This is a genomic window from Streptomyces asoensis (genome assembly GCF_013085465.1).
Lineage (GTDB): Bacteria > Actinomycetota > Actinomycetes > Streptomycetales > Streptomycetaceae > Streptomyces > Streptomyces cacaoi_A.
Window position 1 is genome coordinate 4,679,467 of the sequence record NZ_CP049838.1, and the last position, 22,289, is coordinate 4,701,755.

21 protein-coding genes, 2 pseudogenes and 1 riboswitch are annotated in these 22,289 nt (G+C 71.5%); of the genes and pseudogenes, 11 read left to right on the forward strand and 12 right to left on the reverse strand.

Translation table 11 applies throughout. The features are described from left to right. Positions 1-306: 306 nt before the first annotated feature. Together G9272_RS20820 and thrC are read right to left on the reverse strand one after the other, a co-directional pair. Positions 307-582 carry a ubiquitin-like small modifier protein 1 gene (locus tag G9272_RS20820; RefSeq protein ID WP_171397997.1) on the reverse strand — a complete coding sequence of 92 codons (276 nt, stop codon included), beginning with the start codon at positions 580-582 and terminating at the stop codon, positions 307-309. After that, a complete protein-coding gene (gene thrC, locus G9272_RS20825) occupies positions 579-1,895 on the reverse strand; it encodes a threonine synthase (RefSeq protein WP_171397998.1) in 1,317 nt (438 codons plus the stop codon). Before thrC ends, G9272_RS20820 begins: the two co-directional genes overlap by 4 nt. Positions 1,896-1,913: 18 nt before the next feature. Then, positions 1,914-2,079: riboswitch (SAM riboswitch) on the reverse strand. Between the two features lie 170 nt (positions 2,080-2,249). On the opposite strand from thrC, the gene G9272_RS20830 reads away from it, so the two are divergent. Continuing rightward, positions 2,250-3,194 (forward strand): glucosyl-3-phosphoglycerate synthase, encoded by a 945-nt coding sequence (locus G9272_RS20830; protein WP_171397999.1) that lies wholly within the window; start codon positions 2,250-2,252, stop codon positions 3,192-3,194. A 117-nt stretch (positions 3,195-3,311) separates the two neighbouring features. Continuing rightward, a complete protein-coding gene (locus G9272_RS20835; RefSeq protein ID WP_171398000.1) occupies positions 3,312-4,724 on the forward strand; it encodes an alpha,alpha-trehalose-phosphate synthase (UDP-forming) in 1,413 nt (470 codons plus the stop codon). Here G9272_RS20835 and otsB read toward each other — a convergent pair. From otsB to G9272_RS20850, 3 genes are all read right to left on the reverse strand, one after another. Further along, positions 4,712-5,584, reverse strand: a complete 873-nt coding sequence (gene otsB / locus G9272_RS20840) for a trehalose-phosphatase (RefSeq protein ID WP_171398001.1) — start codon at positions 5,582-5,584, stop codon at positions 4,712-4,714. The two genes, G9272_RS20835 and otsB, sit on opposite strands and share 13 nt — an antisense overlap. Before the next feature lie 30 nt (positions 5,585-5,614). Beyond that, positions 5,615-5,860 (reverse strand): DUF3263 domain-containing protein, encoded by a 246-nt coding sequence (locus G9272_RS20845; protein ID WP_062645473.1) that lies wholly within the window; start codon positions 5,858-5,860, stop codon positions 5,615-5,617. A 71-nt stretch (positions 5,861-5,931) separates the two neighbouring features. Then, entirely contained in the window at positions 5,932-7,170 is a 1,239-nt protein-coding gene (locus G9272_RS20850) for an ABC transporter substrate-binding protein (protein ID WP_253267875.1), read from the reverse strand. A 216-nt stretch (positions 7,171-7,386) separates the two neighbouring features. On the opposite strand from G9272_RS20850, the gene G9272_RS20855 reads away from it, so the two are divergent. From G9272_RS20855 to G9272_RS20865, 3 genes are all read left to right on the forward strand, one after another. Continuing rightward, entirely contained in the window at positions 7,387-8,328 is a 942-nt protein-coding gene (locus tag G9272_RS20855; RefSeq protein ID WP_171398002.1) for an ROK family protein, read from the forward strand. Beyond that, entirely contained in the window at positions 8,328-9,509 is a 1,182-nt protein-coding gene (gene nagA / locus G9272_RS20860) for an N-acetylglucosamine-6-phosphate deacetylase (protein ID WP_171398003.1), read from the forward strand. Before G9272_RS20855 ends, nagA begins: the two co-directional genes overlap by 1 nt. Before the next feature lie 137 nt (positions 9,510-9,646). Beyond that, positions 9,647-10,576 (forward strand): 1-phosphofructokinase family hexose kinase, encoded by a 930-nt coding sequence (locus G9272_RS20865; RefSeq protein ID WP_171398004.1) that lies wholly within the window; start codon positions 9,647-9,649, stop codon positions 10,574-10,576. A gap of 10 nt (positions 10,577-10,586) precedes the next feature. Here the strand turns inward: G9272_RS20865 and G9272_RS20870 are convergent, their stop codons facing one another. Beyond that, on the reverse strand, positions 10,587-11,549 hold the full coding sequence (locus G9272_RS20870) for a carbohydrate-binding protein (RefSeq protein WP_171398005.1): 963 nt from the start codon (positions 11,547-11,549) through the stop codon (positions 10,587-10,589). Positions 11,550-11,669: 120 nt separating this feature from the next. Continuing rightward, positions 11,670-13,337: a diguanylate cyclase CdgB gene (cdgB, locus tag G9272_RS20875; RefSeq protein ID WP_171398006.1), complete on the reverse strand. Its 1,668-nt coding sequence runs from the start codon at positions 13,335-13,337 to the stop codon at positions 11,670-11,672. Between the two features lie 365 nt (positions 13,338-13,702). Between cdgB and G9272_RS20880 the strand changes: the two genes are divergently transcribed. Both G9272_RS20880 and G9272_RS20885 read left to right on the forward strand, forming a co-directional pair. After that, positions 13,703-14,293: a flavin reductase family protein gene (locus G9272_RS20880; protein ID WP_171398007.1), complete on the forward strand. Its 591-nt coding sequence runs from the start codon at positions 13,703-13,705 to the stop codon at positions 14,291-14,293. Between the two features lie 50 nt (positions 14,294-14,343). After that, positions 14,344-14,820, forward strand: coding sequence for a GNAT family N-acetyltransferase (locus tag G9272_RS20885; protein WP_171398008.1), 477 nt, complete (start codon positions 14,344-14,346; stop codon positions 14,818-14,820). 34 nt (positions 14,821-14,854) lie between these two features. Here the strand turns inward: G9272_RS20885 and G9272_RS20890 are convergent, their stop codons facing one another. Next, positions 14,855-15,715 carry a sigma-70 family RNA polymerase sigma factor gene (locus G9272_RS20890; RefSeq protein WP_171398009.1) on the reverse strand — a complete coding sequence of 287 codons (861 nt, stop codon included), beginning with the start codon at positions 15,713-15,715 and terminating at the stop codon, positions 14,855-14,857. A 126-nt stretch (positions 15,716-15,841) separates the two neighbouring features. After that, positions 15,842-16,279 (reverse strand): alternative ribosome rescue aminoacyl-tRNA hydrolase ArfB, encoded by a 438-nt coding sequence (gene arfB, locus G9272_RS20895; protein WP_171398010.1) that lies wholly within the window; start codon positions 16,277-16,279, stop codon positions 15,842-15,844. A 205-nt stretch (positions 16,280-16,484) separates the two neighbouring features. Between arfB and G9272_RS20900 the strand changes: the two genes are divergently transcribed. Then, on the forward strand, positions 16,485-17,060 hold the full coding sequence (locus tag G9272_RS20900; protein ID WP_020130301.1) for a TerD family protein: 576 nt from the start codon (positions 16,485-16,487) through the stop codon (positions 17,058-17,060). A gap of 80 nt (positions 17,061-17,140) precedes the next feature. On the opposite strand, the pseudogene G9272_RS20905 reads toward G9272_RS20900, so the two are convergent. Beyond that, positions 17,141-17,749, reverse strand: a pseudogene (locus G9272_RS20905) (sigma factor-like helix-turn-helix DNA-binding protein); the annotation flags it as partial. Between the two features lie 71 nt (positions 17,750-17,820). Between G9272_RS20905 and G9272_RS20910 the strand changes: the two are divergent. Next, positions 17,821-18,237, forward strand: a pseudogene (locus G9272_RS20910) (NUDIX domain-containing protein); the annotation flags it as partial. A 6-nt stretch (positions 18,238-18,243) separates the two neighbouring features. Here the strand turns inward: G9272_RS20910 and G9272_RS20915 are convergent. Then, positions 18,244-19,713 carry a M1 family metallopeptidase gene (locus G9272_RS20915; RefSeq protein WP_171398011.1) on the reverse strand — a complete coding sequence of 490 codons (1,470 nt, stop codon included), beginning with the start codon at positions 19,711-19,713 and terminating at the stop codon, positions 18,244-18,246. 59 nt (positions 19,714-19,772) lie between these two features. Between G9272_RS20915 and G9272_RS20920 the strand changes: the two genes are divergently transcribed. After that, the gene (locus G9272_RS20920) at positions 19,773-20,273 is read left to right on the forward strand and encodes a hypothetical protein (protein ID WP_171398012.1); all 501 of its coding nucleotides are present in this window, start codon (positions 19,773-19,775) and stop codon (positions 20,271-20,273) included. Between the two features lie 104 nt (positions 20,274-20,377). On the opposite strand, the gene G9272_RS20925 is transcribed toward G9272_RS20920, so the two are convergent. Then, entirely contained in the window at positions 20,378-21,103 is a 726-nt protein-coding gene (locus tag G9272_RS20925; RefSeq protein ID WP_171398013.1) for a pentapeptide repeat-containing protein, read from the reverse strand. A 161-nt stretch (positions 21,104-21,264) separates the two neighbouring features. Between G9272_RS20925 and G9272_RS20930 the strand changes: the two genes are divergently transcribed. Beyond that, a complete protein-coding gene (locus tag G9272_RS20930; RefSeq protein ID WP_171398014.1) occupies positions 21,265-22,236 on the forward strand; it encodes a zinc-binding dehydrogenase in 972 nt (323 codons plus the stop codon). Positions 22,237-22,289 lie beyond the last annotated feature (53 nt).

The following is a 22,289-nucleotide window of genomic DNA, read 5'->3' on the forward strand; positions in this document are numbered from 1 at the left end:
AATTCGCCCGAATTGAGGGCAAGTCGGGCCCCACAAAGGCCACAAAAGCCACGAAAGCGGCGCGCACTTTGGCCACTTCTTATCGGGCCAGGGGCAGAAATCAAAGGCTCCGGATCCGGTGATCCGGACCGGGTTCCCCAACTGTACCGCGCTCAACCACACTGAATTGCCCCCTCCGCTTCTATCGCGGAGAGGGCAATTCGATGAACACTCGGTAATCACTGTTACCGACGGTTACTACCGATGGGTACTGAACGACGGTCAGTCATCGCTCCCACCACCGTCCAGCGACCGTCCAGCGACCGTTCAGCCGCCGGCGACGGCCGGGATGATCGAGACGCCGGCGCCGTCCGGGGTCGCCGTCTCCAGACCCTGCTCGAAGCGGACGTCGTCGTCGTTCACGTACACGTTGACGAACCGGCGCAGCTTGCCCTGGTCGTCCAGGACCCGGGCGGCGATGCCCGTGTGGTTCTTCTCCAGGTCGGCGATGACCTCACCGAGGGTCGCCCCCTCGGCCTTCACCTCGGCCTGGCCGCCGGTGTAGGTGCGCAGGATGGTGGGGATACGGACGTTGACGCTCATGACGCGAGGCCAGCCTCTCGGAAGGAGTCGAGGTTCGGGCGGATGGTCGCGGTCAGCCCGGTGCCGGCCACCGCGTCCAGGGTCTTCAGTCCGTCGCCCGTGTTGAGGACGACGGTCGTCTTGGTCGGGTCGAGCAGACCGTTCTCGATCAGCTTGCGCGTCACACCCACCGTCACACCACCGGCGGTCTCCGCGAAGATGCCCTCGGTCCGCGCCAGCAGCTTGATCGCGTCGACGACCTGCTCGTCGTTCACGTCCTCCACCGCGCCGCCGGTGCGCCGCGCGATGTCGAGGACGTACGGACCGTCCGCCGGGTTGCCGATGGCCAGCGACTTGGCGATGGTGTTCGGCTTCTGGGGGCGGACCACGTCGTGCCCGGCCTTGTAGGCCACGGACACCGGGGAGCAGCCCTCGGCCTGCGCGCCGAAGATCTTGTACGGCTTGTCCTCGACCAGCCCGAGCTTGATCAGCTCCTGGAGACCCTTGTCGATCTTCGTCAGCTGGGAGCCGGAGGCGATCGGCACGACCAGCTGGTCCGGCAGCCGCCAGCCGAGCTGCTCGCAGATCTCGTACGCCAGCGTCTTGGAGCCCTCGGCGTAGTACGGCCGCAGGTTGACGTTGACGAAGCCCCAGCCCTCGCCCGCCGAGTCGCCGATGAGCTCGGAGCAGAAGCGGTTGACGTCGTCGTAGTTGCCCTCGATACCGACGAGCTCGCCGCCGTAGATCGCGGCCATGACGACCTTGCCCTGCTCCAGGTCGTGCGGGATGAACACGCAGGACCGGAAGCCCGCCCGGGCGGCGGCGGCGCCGACGGCACCGGCCAGGTTGCCCGTGGAGGAGCAGGAGAGAGTGGTGAAGCCGAACGCGCGGGCGGCCTCGATGGCCTGGGCGACGACCCGGTCCTTGAAGGAGTGCGTCGGGTTGCCGGAGTCGTCCTTGACGAAGAGCTTGCCGGCGTCGACGCCCAGTTCACGGGCGAGGTTGTCGGCCTGGACGAGCTTGGTCCAACCGGGGTTGATGTTGGGCTTGTCGGCCACGTCCGCGGGGACGGGCAGCAGCGGCGCGTAGCGCCAGATGTTCGCGGGGCCCGCCTCGATGCGCTTGCGGAGCTCCTCGGTGTCGTAGGAGGAGAAGTCGTAGGCGATCTCGAGCGGGCCGAAACACTCCTCGCAGGCGAAGACCGGGCCGAGGGGCACACGGTGGCCGCACTCGCGGCAGGTCAACGCCGCGGCCGGACCGAGATCGACAGCAGAGGACGTCGTAGAGTCGGTGGTGCTTGCATCAGTGGTGCTTGCAACAGTCTGCGCAGCCATGTGAGGCGAGGCCCTTTCTCCTCATCTTCCTCACGACGCATCTCGCCGTGAGACGGATTTGGCACCTTCCCGAGCCGGGAGCCTCGCGGAGCGATCACCACATGGATCAGTGATCGTTACGAGACCGGCTGGAGGGTTGCCGGGGCTTCATCGGGCCGTATCCCTCTGCCCCTCTGGATGAGCGGTATGAAGTTGTGAACGGGGGGAGACCTCGGACATGCGATGGTCATCCGCGTTGTTCAAGACTGTAACCGAAGGCCAGGACAGTTGAGATAGTCGTCCGAACCGCGAGATGGATCACACGGTCACCTCCTGTGCACCCGGTGTGATCACGACAGTGAGGAGCCGCAGACTGTGCTTCAAGAAACTGAGCGCTGGCTGGCCACCCGCTCCTGGTCCGCGACCGATCGTCCGCTCCACCGGATCCTGGCCGCGAAGCGCGCCACGAACCAGTCGGTGTCCGTCGTCCTGCCCGCGCTGAACGAGGAGGAGACGGTCGGTGACATCGTCGCGATCATCCGTCACGACCTCATGCACCAGGTCCCGCTCGTCGACGAGATCGTGGTCGTCGACTCGGGATCGACCGACCGCACGTCCGAGGTGGCCGCGGCGGCCGGCGCGCGGGTCGTCCACCGGGACGACATCCTGCCGCGGATACCGGCCGTGCCCGGCAAGGGCGAGGTCCTGTGGCGCTCCCTGCTGGTCACCACCGGGGACATCGTCTGTTTCATCGACGCCGATCTGAGGGAGTTCTCCTCCGACTTCGTCTCGGGGATCGTCGGCCCACTGCTCACCGACCCCGGGGTGGATCTGGTCAAGGGCATGTACGACCGTCCGCTGGGCGGCGCGGCCGGCCAGGGCGGAAGGGTCACCGAGCTCATGGCCCGTCCGCTGCTCAACATGCACTGGCCGCAGCTGGCCGGGTTCGTGCAACCGCTCGGCGGCGAGTACGCGGCCCGACGCAGTCTGCTGGAGCAGCTGCCGTTCCCCGTCGGCTACGGCGTGGAGCTGGGCATGCTGGTCGACGCCCTGCACCTGGTGGGCCTGGACGCCCTCGCCCAGGTCGACATCGGCGTGCGCAAGCACCGTCATCAGGACGGGCAGGCGCTGGGCCGGATGGCGGCGGCCATCTACCGCACCGCCCAGCTCCGGCTGGCCCGCGGGCACCTGATCCGCCCGTCCCTCACCCAGTTCGAACGGAGCACGGACGGCTTCGAGCCGCGCACCTACTCCGTGGACACCGAGGAACGGCCGCCCATGGCGGAGATCGCGGAGTACGCGACCCGCAAGGTCGCGTGACCGTCGGACGGGCCGTATACGGCATGTCGCCGACAGCGGCGACACGGCCGGATACGGCCCGTCCACACAGCGCGACCGTACGTTTGAGCGTTTCCCGACCGGGCTAGGTTGAGGCGTATGGCTTCCACGCACGACACTCCCGCTCGGGCCGCCGAGGTGCTGGTCGCGTCCAACCGCGGCCCGGTCTCCTACGAGGTGCGCGAGGACGGCACGCTGCACGCGAAACGCGGCGGCGGCGGGCTGGTCTCCGGCCTGTCGGCCATCGGGCCCGACACGGGTGCCCTCTGGGTGTGCTCGGCGCTCTCCGACGGCGACCGGGAGGCGGTCCGGCGCGGGGTCGGCGAGGAGGGCGTGCGCATGCTGGCCGTCCCGGCCGACGTGCACGAGGACGCCTACAACGGCATCGCCAACTCCGTGCTGTGGTTCGTCCACCACCTGCTCTACCAGACGCCGCTGGAGCCCACCTTCGACGCGGAGTTCCGCCGTCAGTGGGCGTCGTACGAGACCTACAACCGGGCGTTCGCGGAGGCGCTGGCCCAGGAGGCGGCGGACGGCGCGGCCGTCCTCGTGCAGGACTACCACCTGTGTCTGGTGCCGGGGATGCTGCGTGAGCTGCGCCCGGACCTGCGCATCGGACACTTCTCGCACACGCCGTGGGCGCCGGTGGACTACTTCGCGCTGCTGCCGGGGGACGTGCGCGAGCGGTTGCTGCACGGGATGCTCGGCGCGGACCGCCTGGGCTTCCTCACCCGGCGCTGGGCGGACGCGTTCACCGCGTGCTGTACGGAGTTCGCCGGCGGGCCGGGCAAGACGCAGATCGGCGTGCACGGTCTCGGTGCGGACGCCGAGTTCCTGCGCGAGCGCTCGCACCGGCCGGACGTCGACGAGCGCATGGCGGCTCTCCGGGCGGAGATCGGCGAGGGCCGCAAGGCGATCGTCCGGGTCGACCGCACCGAGCTGTCCAAGAACATCGTGCGCGGGCTCCTGGCCTACCGGCAGCTGCTCGACGACCACCCGGAGTGGCGCGAGCGGGTCGTCCACGTGGCCTTCGCCTACCCCTCCCGCCAGGACCTCGCCGTCTACCGCGACTACATGGCCGAGGTGCAGCGCCTGGCCGAGGAGATCAACGCCCGGTACGGCACGCCCGGCTGGACCCCGGTCCTGCTGAACCTCAAGGACGACTTCGCCCGCTCCCTCGCCGCCTACCGGCTGGCCGACGTCGCCCTGGTGAACCCGATCCGCGACGGCATGAACCTGGTCGCCAAGGAGATCCCGGTCGTCTCCGACGAGGGCTGCGCGCTGGTCCTGTCCCGGGAGGCGGGGGCCTACTGGGAGCTGCGCGAGGACGCGATCACGGTGAACCCGTACGACGTCCTGGAGACCGCCCGCGCCCTGTACGAGGGGCTGACCATGAAGGCGGAGGAGCGGGCCGAGCGCACGAAGCGGCTGTCCGCGGCGGCGACCGCGCTGCCCCCGGCCCAGTGGTTCCTGGACCAGCTGAACGCCCTGCGGGAGATTCAGCCGAGCTGAGCGACCAGCTCCCGCAGCAGCCGTACGACGCCGGCGGGCCCGTCGACGACGAGGTCCGCGCGCTCGGCCAGTTCGCCGACCTCGCTGCTGCCGCTGCACACCAGCAGTCCGGGTACACCGTCCGCGCGGAGCTTCTCCACGGCGGCGAAGGCGGGCAGGTCGCCGAGGTCGTCGCCGGCGTAGAGGACGGACCGCGCGCCGGTCTCGCGGACGTGCTCCAGCAGGGCGACGCCCTTGTCCATGCCCGGCGGGCGCAGCTCCAGGACCATCCGGCCGGGTTCGACGATCAGGCCGTGCCGGCCGGCCAGGTCGGTGAGCGGGGCCCGCAGCGCTTCGAAGGCGGCCCGCGGGTCGTCGGCGCGGCGGGTGTGGACGGCGACGGCCCGGCCGCCCTTCTCCTCGACCGAGACACCCGGCCGGTCCCCGGCGGCGGCCAGGACCCGCGGGAGTTCGGCGCGGACGGCGGCCACTCCCGGGTGCGGGGCGGGGGCGCTCAGGGCGCCGGTGCGGGCGTCCCAGCGTTCGGCTCCGTAGTGGCCGAGGACGGAGAGGTGCTCCAGCCCTTCGGCCCCGGCGAAGCCGCCGTGCCGTACGGCGACCTCGGCGGGCCGCCCGGTGATGACGGCCACGGCGGCGACCTTCGGCGCGAGGGCCGTGAGCGCGGGGACGGCGTCGGGGTGCGCCCGGGCGTCCTCCGGGTTCTCGACGATCGGGGCGAGGGTGCCGTCGAAGTCGAGCGCGACGAGCGTGGTGGAGGGCCGGTCGAGGATCGCGTCGAGCGCGGCGCGGCCCGCGGGGGTGACCGGAACGGGGAGAGAAAGGGGCTCGGAATCCGTGGAGTGCGTCTCGTGGGTGCCCATACGCCGACGATAACCAACGCACGCCCGCGGCTAGCGCTCCCCCCGCCTCGCCTCCCGCACCCTGCGCAGTCGGTTCACCGTGACCGGGTCGTGGGCAAGGGCGCGGGGGTCGTCCAGGAGGGCGTTGAGGAGTTGGTAGTAGCGGACCGGGGACAGGTCCAGTTCCTCGCGTATCGCCCGTTCCTTCGCGCCGGGGCCGGAGAACCCGCGCCGCTCCAGGGCGAGGATGTCCCGCTCCCCCGCCCCCAGCTCGTCCGCTTCCGCTCGCCGCTCCATGTCCGCACGGTAGCGCCCGCCACCGACAGCGGCTCGGCGGCCCGGCGGCTCGGCGGCTCAGGCCCGGAGGCTCAGCCGCCGGAGCCGACGTCCAGCGTCGTGGCCGTGGTCTGGAGCTCGCCCAGTACGGCGGCCGGGTCGCCGCTCGCGGTCACGGCCTGGCCGATCCGCTTCTTGATCTCCGCGCTGACCTTCGCCCAGGAGGTCCGTCCGACGGGGTAGGTCTCGGAGAGCGGGAGCTGGTCGAGGAACGGCTTGAGGTCGGCGTCCTCCTTGGCCGCGCCCATGACCTGGGAGGCCGAGTTGGTGACCGGCAGCAGGTCGTACTCGCGGGAGAAGTCCAGCACGTTCTTCTCGCTGTAGACGTAGTCCAGGAAGTCGCCGACCTGCTCGGCGTGTCCGTTCTGCTTGAAGGCGGTCATCCAGTCGGCGACGCCCATGGAGACCTTGGTCGGGCCGGCCACGCCGGGCATCGGCACCATGCCGAACTTCACGCCCTTGCTCGCGGCCGCCTTCATCAGCGAGGGGTGCCCGTTGAGCATGCCCACGTCGCCGGCGGCGAACGCGGCGAACGCGGCGGCCCGGTTCAGCTTGTCGGGCGCGACCGGCCCGGTGAGGCCCTTGCCGACCAGGTCGTCCTTCAGCCAGTCGAAGGTCTCGATGTTCTCGGTGGAGTCGATGCTGTAGGCGCTGACGGTCTGGGTGTAGCCGCCCCCGCCGCTGAGCAGCCACTGGAGGGTCTCGGCCTGCGCCTCCTCGGACCCGAGGGGCAGTGCGTACGGGTACTTCACGCCCTCGTCCTTGAGCGCCTTCGCGTCCTCGGCGAGCTCGGCCCAGGTGGTCGGCGGGGTCAGGCCGGCCTTGGCGAAGAGGGTCTTGTTGTAGAACAGCAGCCGCGTGGAGGAGGCGAACGGCATGCCGTACTGCACCCCGCGCACCTCGCCCGCGTTGGCGAGCTGGGACACGAAGTCGGCCTCGACGGGGATGGAGAGCACGTCGCTCACCTTGTAGAGCTGGTCGGCGGCCGCGTAGTCGGCGTACGCGCCGATCTGGGCCATGTCGGGGGCCTTGCCCGCGTCGACCATCGCCTTGACCTTGGCGTCCACCTCGTTCCAGGAGTAGACGGTCACGTCGACGGTGACGCCGGGGTGGTCCTTCTCGTACGCCTCGACGAGCTTGTCCCAGTACTTCTTCGAGCTGTTGGCGCTGCTGTCGCCGTAGTCGGCGGCGACGAGTCTCAGCGTGACGTCGTCGGAGTCTCCGGACAGTCCGCAGCCGGTGAGGACCGCGGCCATACCGAGGGCGGACACGCCCGCGACCGCTCCCGTGATCGTTCCTGACTTCCGTGCCCGCCGCTGCACCGTGACGCTCCCAACTGATTGATCATACCAATGGACCGTTATCCGGATTAAGGTCTACACCACCCCTGTGGACTAGACCTCTTTCGGGCCTCCGGGGCGGCACGGTACCCCCAAGAGCCGCGAGTGGACTAGACCTCTTGCGGGTCCTCGGTCCACACTGTCCCCGTGAGACATGTCATCGCCCTGGACGTGGGCGGCACCGGGATGAAGGCCGCGCTGGTCGGCGCGGACGGCGCACTGCTGCACCGGGCCCGCCGGCCCACCGGCCGTGAGCGCGGACCCGACGCGGTCGTCGCCGGCATCCTCGACTTCGCCGCCGAGCTGCGCGAACACGGCGCCCGGCAGTTCGGCGAACCGGCGGCCGCGGCGGGCGTCGCCGTGCCCGGCATCGTCGACGAGGCGAACGGCGTCGCCGCCTACGCGGCCAACCTGGGCTGGCGGGACGTGCCCCTGCGCGCACTGCTCGCCGACCGACTCGGCGCCCCCGTCGCCCTCGGGCACGACGTGCGCACCGGCGGCCTCGCCGAGGGCCGGATCGGTGCGGGCCGGGGCGCGGACCGGTTCCTGTTCGTGGCGCTCGGCACCGGCATCGCGGGCGCGATCGGCGTCGACGGCCGGGTGGAGGCGGGTGCCCACGGCTTCGCGGGCGAGATCGGCCACATCGTCGTACGACCCGGTGGAATCCCGTGCCCGTGCGGACAGCACGGCTGTCTGGAGCGCTTCGCGTCGGCGGCCGCGGTCAGCGAGGCATGGGCGGCGGCCTGCGGGGACCCGGAGGCGGACGCCGCGGACTGCGCGAAGGCCGTCACGTCCGGCGACCCGAACGCCGTCCGGATCTGGCAGACGGCCGTGGACGCGCTCGCCGACGGCCTGGTCACCGCGCTCACCCTGCTGGACCCCCGCACGCTCGTCATCGGTGGCGGCCTCGCGGAGGCGGGGGAAACCTTGTTCACACCACTACGGGACGCGGTCCGCCGACGGGTGACCTTCCAGAAACTGCCGGAGATCGTCCCGGCGGCCCTGGGCGACACCGCCGGCTGCCTGGGCGCGGGCCTACTGGCCTGGGATCTCCTCAACACAACCGACGGTATGGAGGTAACACCCTGATGGCCACCCCCCTAGGGGCGCGGGGAACTGCGCAACGACCCACAACGCGCCCGCAGGTACTCACCGGCGCCAGGGTGGTACTGCCGACGGGCACGGTTGCGGACGGCCGCGTCACGATCGACGGCACGAAGATCGCGGCCGAAGCCCCGCATGGCGACGTCATCGACGTGACGGGCCACTGGCTGGTCCCCGGCTTCGTCGACCTGCACAACCACGGCGGCGGCGGAGCCTCCTTCTCCGGCCCGGCCGAGGACGTTCTGAAGGCCATCCACACCCACCGGTTGCACGGCACCACCACCCTCGTCGCCTCGACCGTCACCGACGACATGGACTTCCTGGCCCGTCAGGCCGGCCTGCTGAGCGAGCTGGCCGAGCAGGGCGACCTGGCCGGCATCCACTTCGAGGGCCCCTTCATCTCGCCGTGCCGCAAGGGCGCGCACTCCGAGGCGCTGCTGCGCGACCCCGACCCGGCGGAGGTGCGCAAGCTGATCGACGCGGCGCGCGGCCGGGCGAGCATGGTCACCCTCGCGACGGAACTCCCCGGCGGCCTGGACTCCGTACGACTGCTCGCCGAGCACGGCGTGATCGCCGCCGTCGGGCACACGGACGCGACGTACGAGCAGACGGTCCAGGCCATCGACGCCGGAGCCACCGTCGCCACGCACCTCTTCAACGCGATGCCGCAGCTCGGCCACCGCGCCCCCGGCCCGATCGCCGCGCTCCTGGAGGACGAGCGGGTGACGGTCGAGCTCATCAACGACGGCACGCACCTGCACCCGGCCGCCCTGGAGCTGGCGTTCCGTCACGCGGGCCCGGGCCGGGTGGCGTTCATCACGGACGCGATGGACGCGGCCGGCATCGGCGACGGCCGCTATCTGCTCGGCCCGCTGGAGGTCGAGGTCAGCGAGGGCGTGGCCCGGCTGGTGGAGGGCGGCTCGATCGCGGGCTCCACCCTCACCCAGGACCGCGCCTTCCAGCGGGCGGTGACGATCGACCGGCTGCCGGTCGAGGACGTGGTTGCCGCGCTGTCCGCCAACCCGGCCCGGCTGCTGGGCATCGACGACACGGTGGGCTCGCTGGAGCCGGGCAAGGACGCCGACCTGGTCCTGCTGGACGAGAACTTCGAGCTCAAGGGCGTGATGCGCAAGGGGAATTGGGTGGTGGATCCCCAACTGGCCTGAAACGTCCCCCCGCGCAGGAACGGTGGCCGACCCGCGCACTGGGCCGGTCGCCGTCTCTTTGGCATGATCAGGCCTCCGGAAGCCGAAAGTTCCGGAACCGTTCATGTACGCATGCCCTCAGGGGGAGGTCGGCCCAGGTGATCCTCACCGTCACCCTGAACACCGCTCTCGACCTCACCTATCGCGTGCCCGCGCTGCGGCCGCACGCCTCGCACCGGGTGACCGACGTGCGGGAACGGCCCGGCGGCAAGGGGCTGAACGTCGCCCGGGTGCTGGCCGCCCTCGGCCACGAGGTGACGGTGACCGGATTCACGGGCGGCGCCACCGGCCGGGTCGTACAGGACCTGCTCACCGGTACGGCCGGGGTGCTGGACGCGCTCGTCCCGGTCGCCGGGGCCACCCGCCGCACGGTCGCCGTCGTCGACGCCCGCACCGGCGACACGACCCAGCTCAACGAACCCGGCCCGGTCATCGCACCGGCCGAGTGGTCCGCCTTCCAGGAGGCGTACGAGGGACTGCTCGCCGGCGCCGACGCGGTGGCCCTGTGCGGCAGCCTGCCGCCGGGCGTGCCGGTGGGCGCTTACGCGGTCCTGGTGCGGACGGCACGGGCCGCGGGTGTCCCCGTACTGCTGGACACGAGCGGGGAGCCGTTGCGCCGGGGGGTCGCCGCCCGCCCGGACATCGTCAAGCCGAACGCCGTGGAACTGGCCGAACTCACCGGCTCCCACGAGCCGCTCGGCGCCGTTCAGGACGCACGTCGGCGCGGGGCACGGTCCGTGGTGGCCTCGCTCGGTCCCGGAGGCCTGATCGCGGCGACCCCGGAAGGCCGTTGGCGTGCCGCCCCGCCCGCCCGGATGCACGGCAACCCGACCGGCGCCGGCGACTCCGCGTCCGCCGGGCTGCTCTCCGGTCTGGTCGAACGGCTGCCCTGGCCGGACCGCCTGGCCCGCGCGCTCGCCCTGTCCGCGGCGACCGTACTGGCCCCGACGGCGGGCGAGTTCGACCGGGCGTCCTACGAGGAGCTGCTCGGCCGGATCACGGTGACCCCAGAGGCCACCGCGGCCTGAACCCGGGTGCTCACCTCTTGACTTGGCCCGCCTTCACCCACAACTGGTCCAGCAGGACGTTGCACTTGTCGCCGTCCTGGCAGGAGAGGGTGAGCGTGTTGGTGCCCTTGGTGAGCGTGGGGTACGTGAAGCTCGTCGTCCAGCCCTTGACGAAGTCGCCGGCGGCCGCCTCCGCGTAGTTCTTCAGGGGGAACTTGCTGCCGAAGGTCTTGCCGTTGACCGTGAGCGTCATTGCCTGGTCTTCACCAGGCACGCTGTAGTGCGCGAAGAGGGTGTAGGCGCCGTCCGACGGGACGCCGTTGACCGTCCAGGTGACGGAGTTGCCGACCTGGTTGAGGTTGCCGACGTAGACCCCGCCGGCCGCCTGCGCGCCCTCGACGTCCGAGGCCAGCGCGGCGCTGCCGCCGAGGTTCAGCGCCTTCGCGTCCACCGGCGGGATCTCGGCCTTGTTCGTGTCGTCGGCGGCCGACTCGCTGGGCGAGGCGCTCGCGGAGGCGGAGGCCGAGGTGGAGGGCTGGTCGCTCGCCTTGTTGTCGTCGGAGCCGTCGTCGCCGTTCGCCATGGCGACCGCGATGCCGATCACGACCGCTGCGACCACCGCGACCGCGCCGATCAGCAGGCCCTTGGTGTTGGGGCCACGGCCACGCGGGCCGCCGCCCTGCACGGGCTGCCGACCGGTGGAGGGCCCGCCACCGGCGCCGAAGTTCTCGGGCGCCGCGTAGTTCGCGTTCGGCTGGCCGTACGCGCCCTGCTGCTGAGGAACCGTCGGCGGCTGCCCGTACTGCGCGGTCTGCTGCTGCGGCTGCTGTCCGTACCGGCGCTCGCCGACCGCGCGCACTCTGCTGACCGAGTTGGGGTAGCCGTAGCCACCGCCGGAGGGCGGCTGCGCGCCGTTGGCCTGGCCGTCGGCGTAGAGGTAGCCGAACGGGTCGTCGTCCTCGGGCGTACTCGCGCCGTTGTTGCCGGACGTCATCCCTTGGTACTCCTCAGCAAGTGCGGGTCGGATGCGATGGTGCGGTCAGACTGGCGAGCCTACCCGCTCCGGATGGCCCAAACAGGTGACTCTGATCGCATCAGCTCGCTGACCTGGTGATCATCCCGCACGCCGGTGCTGTTTGGGACGAGATCGTTTCTCGACGTACATGCGTTCGTCGGCGGACTTCAGCACTTCGTCCGCGGTCATCCCGCAATGTGCCCAGCCGATGCCGAAGCTGGCGCCCACCCGCACGGCCCGGCCCTCGGCGCGGATCGGCTGGATGATCTCGTTGCGCAGCCGTACGGCCAGGTCGGCCGCGTCGGCGCGGCCGAGGCCGTCGGCGAGGATCACGAACTCGTCGCCGCCGAGCCGGGCGACCGTGTCGCCGTCGCGGACCTGGCGGGAGAGCCGGCGGGCGACCTCGATGAGGACCGCGTCGCCGGCGTTGTGGCCGAACCGGTCGTTGATCGACTTGAAGCCGTCGAGGTCGCAGAAGAGGACCGCGAGCCCCTTGGTGCCGTCGTCGTGGCCCTCCTCGGGGGCCGCGGTGTGCACATGGTGGTCGTAGCCGTCGAAGGACTCGGCGCCGCCGGGCCGGTAGTCGAAGCCGTGACCGTTGGCGTCGAAGGCGGCGTGGCCGTAGGCCGTGTCCATGGCGTCGACGGCGGCGGGGTGGGTGGACTGCGGGCGCTGACAGAGCCGGGCGGAGAGCCGCGAGCGCAGTTCGGCGGAGTTCGGCAGTCCGGTGAGGGAGTCGTGCGAGGCCCGGTGGGCGAGCTGGAGCTCGCGGCGTTTGCGGTCCTCTATGTCCTCGACGTGGGTGAGGAGGAAGCGGGGCCCGTCGGCGGCGTCGGCGACGACGGAGTTGCGGAGGCTGACCCAGACGTAGGTGCCGTCCCGGCGGCCGAGGCGGAGTTCGGCGCGCCCGCCCTCGGCGGAGGTGCGGAGCAGGGTGCCTATGTCCTCGGGGTGGACGAGGTCGGAGAAGGAGTAGCGGCGCATCGCGGAGGCGGGGCGGCCCAGCAGGCGGCACAGGGCGTCGTTGGTCCGGAGTATCCGCCCGTGCTGGTCGCCGCCCATCTCGGCTATCGCCATGCCGGAGGGGGCGTACTCGAAGGCCTGCCGGAAGCTTTCCTCACTGGCGCGCAGGGCCTGCTGCTCGCGCTCGAGCCGGACCAGTGCCCGCTGCATATTCGCACGTAGACGCGCGTTGCTAATGGCGATGGCGGCCTGGAAGGCGTACATCTGGAGGGCTTCGCGCCCCCATGCGCCGGGCCGCCGGCCGTTGCGCGGCCGGTCCACGGACAGGACGCCTATCAGCTCACCGCAGGCGCCCCCGCTGCCGGGAGCGGCGGGCATGTACATGGGGGCGAAGAGACGGTCCGAGGGGTGCCACTCGTCCTCGAAGCGGGGCGCGGGCCCGTCGGTGTACCACTGGGGCACGTCGTCGTCGTCGAGGACCCAGCCCTCGGTGTGGGGTATGAAGATCAGGTCGCCCCAGGTCTCCCCCATGGCGAGGCGCCGGTCCCAGGATTCGCGCGAGCCGACCCGGCCGGTGATGAGGGCCTCGGCGGCCGGATTTCCGGCGAAGGCGGCGACCACGAGATCGCCGTCGGGGCGCACGAGGTTGACGCACGCCAGCTCGTACCCGAGTGCCGTGACCACGCCGTCGGCGACGGTCTGCAAGGTGTCGGCCAGACTGCGGGCCGTGTTCATGTCGGCCATGACCTGGTGCAGCTGTCGCAGGGACGCAAGGCGGACGTAAGGCTCCGACTCGGTCTCCATGTGTTTCGCCCTCCCCCCGAGACTTCGCAGCGAATCAAGGGTTGTCTTCGGCGTAACGTCGTTTCTGGTCTGTGTTGTCGGTGTGTGTCTCCTTGTGACGCCTCCGCCACTGAATCACAGCGCGCTGCCCACTCGGTACACAGGGTCAACAATTAATGCTTCTTGTGACTCAAGTCACAGGTGAAGATGAACATTTGAGTGGAGTTTCCGCGTTTTCCTGTGTGTTTCCTAAACACGGAAAGACACGAACAGGCTCGGACGGGCACCGGAATCGGGCGCCGGAGGGAATCGGTCCACGGTCCTACGACCCTACTCGGGCGGAGGTCCGATGCGCCGCGCACCGGACGGACACTAGCGTTTCCGACATGCCCCCAGACGTACTCGAGCCGGCTGTGCTCAAACCCGTGTCCGAGACCCTCGCCAGGCATGCTGAGGGAGTGAGCAACGACGAGTTCCGCGCCGCCATGTCCCGGCTCGCCGACGGCGTGGTCCTGGTGACCGCCCGGGAACCGTCCCTCGACCCGGACGATCCCGGGGCGCCGGACGGCGAGGACGTCGGCATGACCGCGACGGCGTTCATGTCGGTCTCCCTGGACCCGCCGCTGGTTCTGGTCAGTCTGCGCACGGGCTCCCGCATGGACGACCTGCTCGACGAACAGCCCCTGTGGGCGGTGTCGGTGCTCTCCGAGAGCCAGCGGCACATCGCCGGCCGCTTCGCCATGAAGGGCCGCATCAGCGACCGGCTGCTCTTCGAGGACATCCCGTACGCCCGCGGCGAGGTCGCCGGCGCGCCCCTCGTCGGCGGCGCCCTGGCCACCCTGGAATGCCGCACCGAGCAAACGGTCACGGCCGGCGACCACACGCTGGTGATCGGCCGCGTGCTCACCGCGTCGGTGCCGAGCGCGGACGGCGGCCCGCTGATGTATTTCCGGGGCCGTTACCGGCAGTTGGGGTGACGGCGGAAATGCCGTGGCCGCCGGACGAACGGCCCACCCAGGGTGCCCGCATGACGACTTCAGGGCCCCGTCTCGAGAAAATGACTCCTTCGAATTTCGAAGCCGCGACCGGCATTCGGGTCCGTCCCGACCAGGAGTTCGCGGTCTCTCCGGTGATGCAGTCGCTCGCGGAGGCCTATGTCCATCCCGCGGGGGTCGCCTGGCCGCGCCTGATCATGGACGGCGACCGGCCCGTCGGTTTTCTGATGGCCTTTCTCGACATCGACTGGAACGGGCGCCGCGACGGCGGCCCGATCCGCTCCGGACTGTGGCGGCTGAACATCGCCGCCGGTGAACAGGGCCGCGGCTACGGCCGGTTCGCCGTGGAGTCCGTCGCCGCGGAACTGCGCCGCCGGGGCACCAAGGAGATGTACGTGACCTGGCACGAGGGCGAGAACGGTCCCGCGGACTTCTATCTCGGGCTGGGCTTCCGGAAGAACGGCGAGACCAGCGAGGGAGAGACGGTCGGCGTCCTCGCACTGGACTAGCCGCCGCCCCGGCCCCGGGGCCCAGCTCTGGCAACTAGAGCAGCGTCACGTCCAGTTCGGAGACGCGGTCGAGGTCGGTCACGACGTCGATCACGGCGATCCGGCCACCGCGCACGAACGTGAAGCTGAGTGTCCGCTCCACCCGGTCGTCGAACAGCACCGCCAGTCCGGTCGCGCCGTCGATGAGCGCGGGCCGGGCCACGGCCCCGACGAAGGCGAAGCTGGACGCGCCCGACGCGACCGCCGCCGCGCCCGTGACCACGCCGGCCTCGGAGCGGGCCACGACGTCCGGGTCCAGCACGGCGAGCAGCCCGTCGAAGTCCCCGTCCCGGGCAGCGGCCAGGAAGGCGTCGACGACCTTGCGCTGCCGGGCGAGATCGACGTCCGGCTCCTGGGCGCCCCGCACCCGGCGCCGGGCCCGGCTGGCGAGCTGCCGGGCGGCTTCCGGGGTCCGGTCGACGATGCTCGCGACCTCCTCGTAGGGCACGCCGAACAGGTCGTGCAGCACGAACGCCAGCCGCTCACCGGGGGTGAGGGTGTCCAGGACGACGAGGAGCGCGACGCCCACGGAGTCGGCGAGCAGCGCATCCTGCGCCGGATCGGCCACCTCGGACGAGGCGGGCGTCCAGCTCTCCAGCGGCTCCTCAGCACGGGAGCGGCGCGAGCGCAGCATGTCCAGGCAGACCCGGCCGACGACGGTCGTCAGCCAGCCCGCCAGGTTGTCGATCTCCCTGCCCGCGCTCCCGCCACCGCTGCGGCTGAGCCGTACCCACGCCTCCTGCACGGCGTCGTCGGCCTCGGCCGCGGCCCCGAGCATGCGGTGCGCGACGGCACGCAGGCGGCTGCGGTGCGCCTCGAAGCGCTCGGCGAGAAAGTCGTCGTCGCCTGTTGCCATCGTTCGTCACATCCCTGCCCGCGATTGACCGTCATGTAGCTGACGGATGGCGCGCCCGAGATGTGACACGCGCACGCAAGGTGCCGGGAAATTCGATCAGTACCAGTCAGGAGCGGTTCCGCTCGGTCAGCCCCAGTCCCGCCCGTCCCGGCCCCGCTTCGTCTGCGAGCGCTGCTTCTTCTCCCGCAGCCGACGCTCGTTGATCCCGCGCGGGATCCGGGTCGGCCGGCGCGGCTTGGGCGGCGGGGCGGTGGCCTCGGCGAGCAGGGCGGCGAGGCGTACGGCGGCGGTCTCGCGGTTGCGCCACTGGGAGCGGTGCTCGGAGGCGCGGACGGTGACGACGCCGTCGACGAGCCGACCGGCCAGCCGCTCGAGCGCCCGCGCCTTCCACACCTCGGGCAGCGCCTCGGTGCGCGCGAGGTCGAAGCGGAGCTCCACCTGCGAGTCGCTGGTGTTGACGTGTTGCCCGCCCGGCCCCGAAGACCGCGAGAAACGCCACATGAGCTCGGCCTCGGGAAGCGAGACGGAGCCGCGGACGACATAGGGACCAGACATGCCGACCATGTTCCCGCTCGTGGCGCCTCCACGTCACGCGAATATCCCCTGTCCCCGGAACCCGCCGTGGGTCATCTTGGCAAAGAAAGTAAAGAAACGCGGAGTGGCGGGGAACCTTGAGCACCCTTCGCTGCGTTCATAGGGATAGCTGTAGCTTCGTGCCCGTACGAAGCCCCGTACGAAGCCGTACGCAACGAGGGAAGGACTCCCAACCATGGCTGTAAGCCTGTCCAAGGGTGGCAACGTCTCGCTCACCAAGGAGGCTCCGGGCCTGACCGCCGTCACCGTGGGCCTCGGCTGGGACGTCCGCACCACCACCGGCACGGACTTCGACCTCGACGCCTCGGCGATCGCGGTCAACCCCCAGGGCAAGGTCTACTCCGACGGTCACTTCGTCTTCTTCAACAACAAGCAGACGCCGGACCAGACCATCGTCCACACCGGCGACAACCGCACCGGCGAGGGCGCGGGCGACGACGAGGCGATCAACGTCAACCTGGCCGGTCTCCCGGCCGACATCGACAAGATCGTCTTCCCGGTCTCGATCTACGACGCGGAGAACCGCTCGCAGAACTTCGGCCAGGTCCGCAACGCCTACATCCGCATCGTCAACCAGGCCGGCGGCGCCGAGATCGCCCGCTACGACCTCTCGGAGGACGCGGCCACCGAGACGGCCATGGTCTTCGGCGAGCTCTACCGCAACGGCGCGGAGTGGAAGTTCCGCGCGGTCGGCCAGGGCTACGCGTCGGGCCTCGTGGGCATCGCCCAGGACTTCGGCGTCAGCGTCTGAGTCCTGCGCCCACGCGCACGCCTCATCGGAGCCCTCGGCCACCCGGCCGGGGGCTCCGCGGCTTCCCTGGCGAGTTCGGTCTACCGGGCGAGTTCGGCCGGTTCGTCCAACCGGGTCGGTTTCCGCGGGTTCCTCATCAGATAGACCCGGGTGACCAGCCCGTTCTCCACCACGACGCTCACCGCGGTCGACTCGCCGTCGATCTCGAACCGGCCCGCGGGCGCCCCGTTCAGCCACACGGTCGTCGTCTCGAACGCGGCCGCGGCCGGCCGGTCGGCACGCGCGAGCACCCTCGCCACCAGTGCGACCCCGTGGACCGGTACCGGGGCCGCGGCCGCGAGCCCGCCGCCATCGGCGATCAGCACCACGTCCGGCGCCATGACCTCCATCAACTCGTGCAGCTGCCCGGTGCGCAAAGAGACCAGGAACCGCTCCACCACGGCCCTCTGCTCCGTCCGGCTCACCTGCATCCGCGGCTGCCGGGCCGCCACATGCTCGCGGGCCCGCCGCGCGATCTGCCGCACCGCGGCCGCGGACTTGCCCGTCACCTCGGCGATCTCGCCGTACGCCAGGTCGAAGACCTCGCGGAGCACGAACGCCGCCCGCTCCGTCGGCCCGAGCGTCTCCAGCACGGTCAGCATCGCGATCGAGACGCTCTCCGCGAGCTCGACGTCCTCGGAGACGTCAGGCCGTGGTGGGCCTGGTGGGCGTGTTCGACGTGTTCGGCATGAAGACACCGCCGGGCCCGCGAAGGTGACATGGCCTGCACTGGGCGCTGCCCGGCGGTGGGCTGGAGGAGGGCGAGTCGCCGCGCGAGGGGGCGATGCGGGAGCTGCGCGAGGAGACCGGGTGGGCGGACCTGGAGCCGGGGCCGCTGCTGTGCACCTGGGAACACGACTTCACCCTCCCCCACTCTCGGCTTCGCTCGAGCGGGGGGACCCCCACCGGAATCCTCGTCAGCCAGCACGAGCACATCTACGTCGCCCCCGGCCCGCACCGCGAACCCGGCGGGCCCGACCTCGCGGCCTCCCACGCCGCCGACGGCATCCTCGGCTGGCGCTGGTGGACGCGCGAGGAGCTCGCGCAGGAGGCGGAGCCGGTGTGGCCGTCCGGCCTCGCCCGGCTGCTCGACGCGTGGGAGGCGGAGAGCGGCCACCGTCGCCCCGGACCGGCTTGACGGGGCTTACGGGCGTGCGGGCTTGCCCTCGCCGTACAGCCAGTCCGCCCAGATCTCGTCGAAGTCCTCGTCCGGCGCCTGCTTCTCCACGTACGCCGTGAAGTCGTCGGTGGCAGCGCTGCCGTGGCGGTGGGCGGCGGCCCAGCCCTGGACGATGTCGTAGAAGGTGTCGTCGCCGACGGTCTGACGGATGCGGTGGATCACCATCGCGCCGCGCTGGTAGACGGGGGTGTCGGAGATGTGTGCCGCGCTCGTCGGGTTCGCGGGCGGGAACGCCCACAGGTCCTCGTACTCGTCCTCGCCGTGGTCGTACAGCTCCGTGAACGTCTCCTCCGCCGTGGCGCCGCCCTCGTCCTCCGTCCACAGCCACTCGGCATAGGTCGCCAGGCTCTCGTTGAGCCACATGTCCTGCCAGCTCTTCGGCGTGACGGAGTCGCCGAACCACTGGTGGGCGGTCTCGTGGACGAGGGTCGCGGTGTCGGGGGCGCCGGGGTAGACGGGACGGTTCTGGGTCTCCAGGGCGTATTCGACGTCCTCGGGGCGGTCGACGATCGCGCCGGTGGAGGAGAACGGGTAGGGGCCGAAGTTGTACTCCGCCCACTCCATGACCTCGGGGAGCCGGGCGAGCACCTTGCGGCTCGCGGTCACCTGGGACGGGTCCACGGCGACGTACACCGGCAGCCCGCCCTTCGCCGCGGAGCCGGAGCCGGTGGCGGTGCCGGTGGAGCGAGGGACGGTGGAGCGGGTGACGGTGTAGCGGCCGATCGCGACGGTCGCCACATAGCTCGCCATCGGTTCGGCGGTGTGCCAGGCGAAGGTCGTGCGGCCGTCGTCCGCCGTCTTCGCACTGCGCAACTCGCCGTTGGAGACGGCCGTCAGGCCCTTCGGGACGGTGACGGCGATGTCGTACGACGCCTTGTCGGAGGGGTGGTGGTTGCCGGGGAACCAGGCCATGGAGCCGGTCGGCTCACCGAGGGCGAGCGCTCCGTCCGCGGTGCGCAGCCAGCCCTCCTTCGAGCCGTCCGGGTCGGTGATCGTCCGCGGGCTGCCGGAGTAGCGGACCCGGACCTCGAAGGTCTCCCCGTCGGACAGGGCGCCCGGCGGCCGGACGATCAGCTCCTGGCCGTCCCGGCGGAACTCGGCCGGGTCGCCCCCGACGGTCACCTCCTCGACCTTCATGCCCGCGAGATCCAGGTCGAAGGCGGCGAGGTCCTCGGTCGCGCGGGCGGTGACGACGGCGGTGCCGGTGAGCCGGTTGCCGTCGGGGGTGTAGGCGAGGGTGAGGCCGTAGTGGGAGACGTCGTAGCCGCCGTTGCCCGCCTTCGGGAAGTACGGATCACCGACGCCCGGGGCGCCCGAGGCGTCCCGGGCCTGGGCGCCCGAGGTGTCCGGCACCCCCTCGTCGTCGCACGCGGTCAGGGCGAGCACGAGCGTCGCGGCGGCCACCGCCGGCACAAGGCGTACGGATCGGGACATGTCAGTGATCTTATGGGGACGACCGGGCCCCGGCGCGGGGGCGTGACACCATCGCCTACGTGCTCGACATCGGCTACGCCCTCTCCAACCGCTTCCCGGACCCGCCGCAGAAGGACTACCGGCGCGCGGACGTCCACAGCCTCCGCCACGACCTGTTCTGCGGCGACGTCTACCTCGCCGACACCAAGGCGGACCGCGAGCTGTCCACAGCCTGGGGATGGGTGCCGGTACTGGACTTCGCGTGGGCGCTGTGCGACATCGTGGAGCTGATCGACCAGGACCCGGCGGGCTCGCGCGCCTCCCGCCCGCAGTACGCGGAACTGGACTTCACCGAGTCCACCGACCGCATGGTGTTCGAGCGCCGCTTCGGTTGGGTGGACATCGAGGCCGACTGGATGCCGGTGGAGGAGCCCCCGCTCACCTTCTCCCACGCCGAACTCCGCCGCGAGGCCCGCGACTTCCTGCACGACCTCCTCGCCGACCTGACCGACCTGCACGAGGACCTGGCCGAGAACCCGGCGATCTGGACGTTGCAGGCCCGCTTCCCCCGGCTGACGTAGCCCCCCCATGCCGTGGCCCCGGCCCTGCCCCGCCCGGCCCCGACCCCCTGACCTCCGGGCCCCGGCCATCCCCCTCGGCCCCCCTCGCCCCCCTCGACCCCGCCTCAGCCCTCCACCCTGATCCCCAGTTCCGCCGCCAACACGGGTGCCAGATCCAGCAGTTGGGCCGCGCTGATCACCGCGCCCGACAGCCGGTCCACGCCGCCCGCGAGGCCCAGCTCGACCGCTCCGCGCAGGTCCACGTCCGCCAGGGTCGCCGCGGTGAAGTCGGCGGACTTCAGGGCGCAGTCGACGAACTCGACCCGTTCCAGACGGGCGCCGCCGAAGTCCGGCTCCACCAGGACGCACGACTCGAAGACCACGTCCCGCAGCCGCGCCTGGCGCAGATTCAGGTAGTCGATCTTGCCGCCGCGGATCACGACCCGTTCCAGGACGGCGCCGTACATCTGGGTACCGCCCAGGCGGGCGTCGAGCAGCTCGACATCGCGCAGGGTCGCCTCCGCCAGGTCGGTGCCGACGCCCCGGATGCCGGTGAGAACCGAGTCGAGGAAGCGGGTGTGGCGCAGCCGCGTCCCGTCCAGAGCGCAGCCCGTCAGGGCACAGTCCATGAAGCGGGCGCCCCCGCCGTCCTGCCCGGCGAGGTCCAGTTCGCGCAACTCCACGCCGTCGTAGTCACCGTCGGGCTCCAGCTCCCCGCCCCCGTACGGCTCCAGCGGCGGCAGCCGCACCTCAGGACGCCGCGCGCCCTTCACCACCGCACCGGCCCTGCCGCCGGTACTGCCGGTACCACCGCCGGTCCTGCCGGTTCTTCCGGTCCCTGTCCTCGCCATGCCCCCATGCTGCACCCCACCACTGACAATCCCGCCGCCGGTCCTCCGGCAGCCGGAAAGCCCTTGACCTCAAGCAAGGTTCAGGTTGAAGGGTGGGAGCGGTCGGGCAACAGCCCGTCCCCGACCCGCCACTCACCACCCACCACCCACGGGGGATCCCCATGCACGCCGTCCGCCTCCACGCCTTCGGTCCCGCCGAGAACCTCCGCTACGAGGAACTCGCCGACCCGGTGCCCGGCCCCGGTCAGGTCCGGGTCGCCGTCGAGGCCGCGGGCGTCCACCTCCTGGACACCGCCCTGCGTGAGGGCCTCCAGGGCCCCGCCCCCGCGCCGACGGCCCTCCCCACCGTGCCCGGCCGGGAGATCGCCGGCGTCGTCGAGGCACTCGGCGAGGGCACCCCCGAGAGCTGGCTCGGCAGGCGCGTCGTCGCCCATCTCGGCTTCGCGCCCGGCGGGTACGCCGAACGCGCCGTCACCGACGTCGACCGCGTGCACGAGATCCCGCCGAACCTGGATCCCGCCCAGGCCGTCGCCATGATCGGCACGGGCCGTACAGCCCTGGGGATCCTCCAGTTCGCCGAGCTCGGGCCCGCGTCCGTCGCCGTGATCCCCGCGGCCGCGGGCGGCATCGGCACGCTCCTCGTGCAGTACGCCAAGAACGCGGGCGCGACCGTCGTCGGGCTGGCCGGCGGGCCGGAGAAGGTGGCCCGGGTCGCGGCGAACGGCGCCGATCTCGCCGTGGACTACACGGACACCACCTGGCCCGCCAAGGTCCGCGCCCACCTGGGCGGCCGGACCGCCGACGTGGTCTTCGACGGGGTGGGCGGTGACGTCGCCCGTGCGACCGTCGCCCTCCTCGGCCCCGCGGGCAGGCACCTCGTCTTCGGCTGGTCCGCCGAAGGCATCCGCGACGGGAAGGGCCACTTCGTCGAGGGGGTCTCCCGGTCGGTCCTGGGGCCCGTGATGATCGAGAAGGCGGGCGGCCTGCGAGCCCTGGAGCTCCGCGCCCTCGCCGAGGCGGCCGCCGGCCGGCTGACCCCGGCGGTGCAGACGTTCCCGCTCGCCGAGGCCGCAGCCGCGCACCGGGCGCTGGAGGCCCGCGGAACGGTCGGAAAAGTCGTCCTGGTGCCGTGACCCGCCGTGGGGCAGCCGCGGGCCGCCCCACAGACGGCCCGGCAACCGGTTCA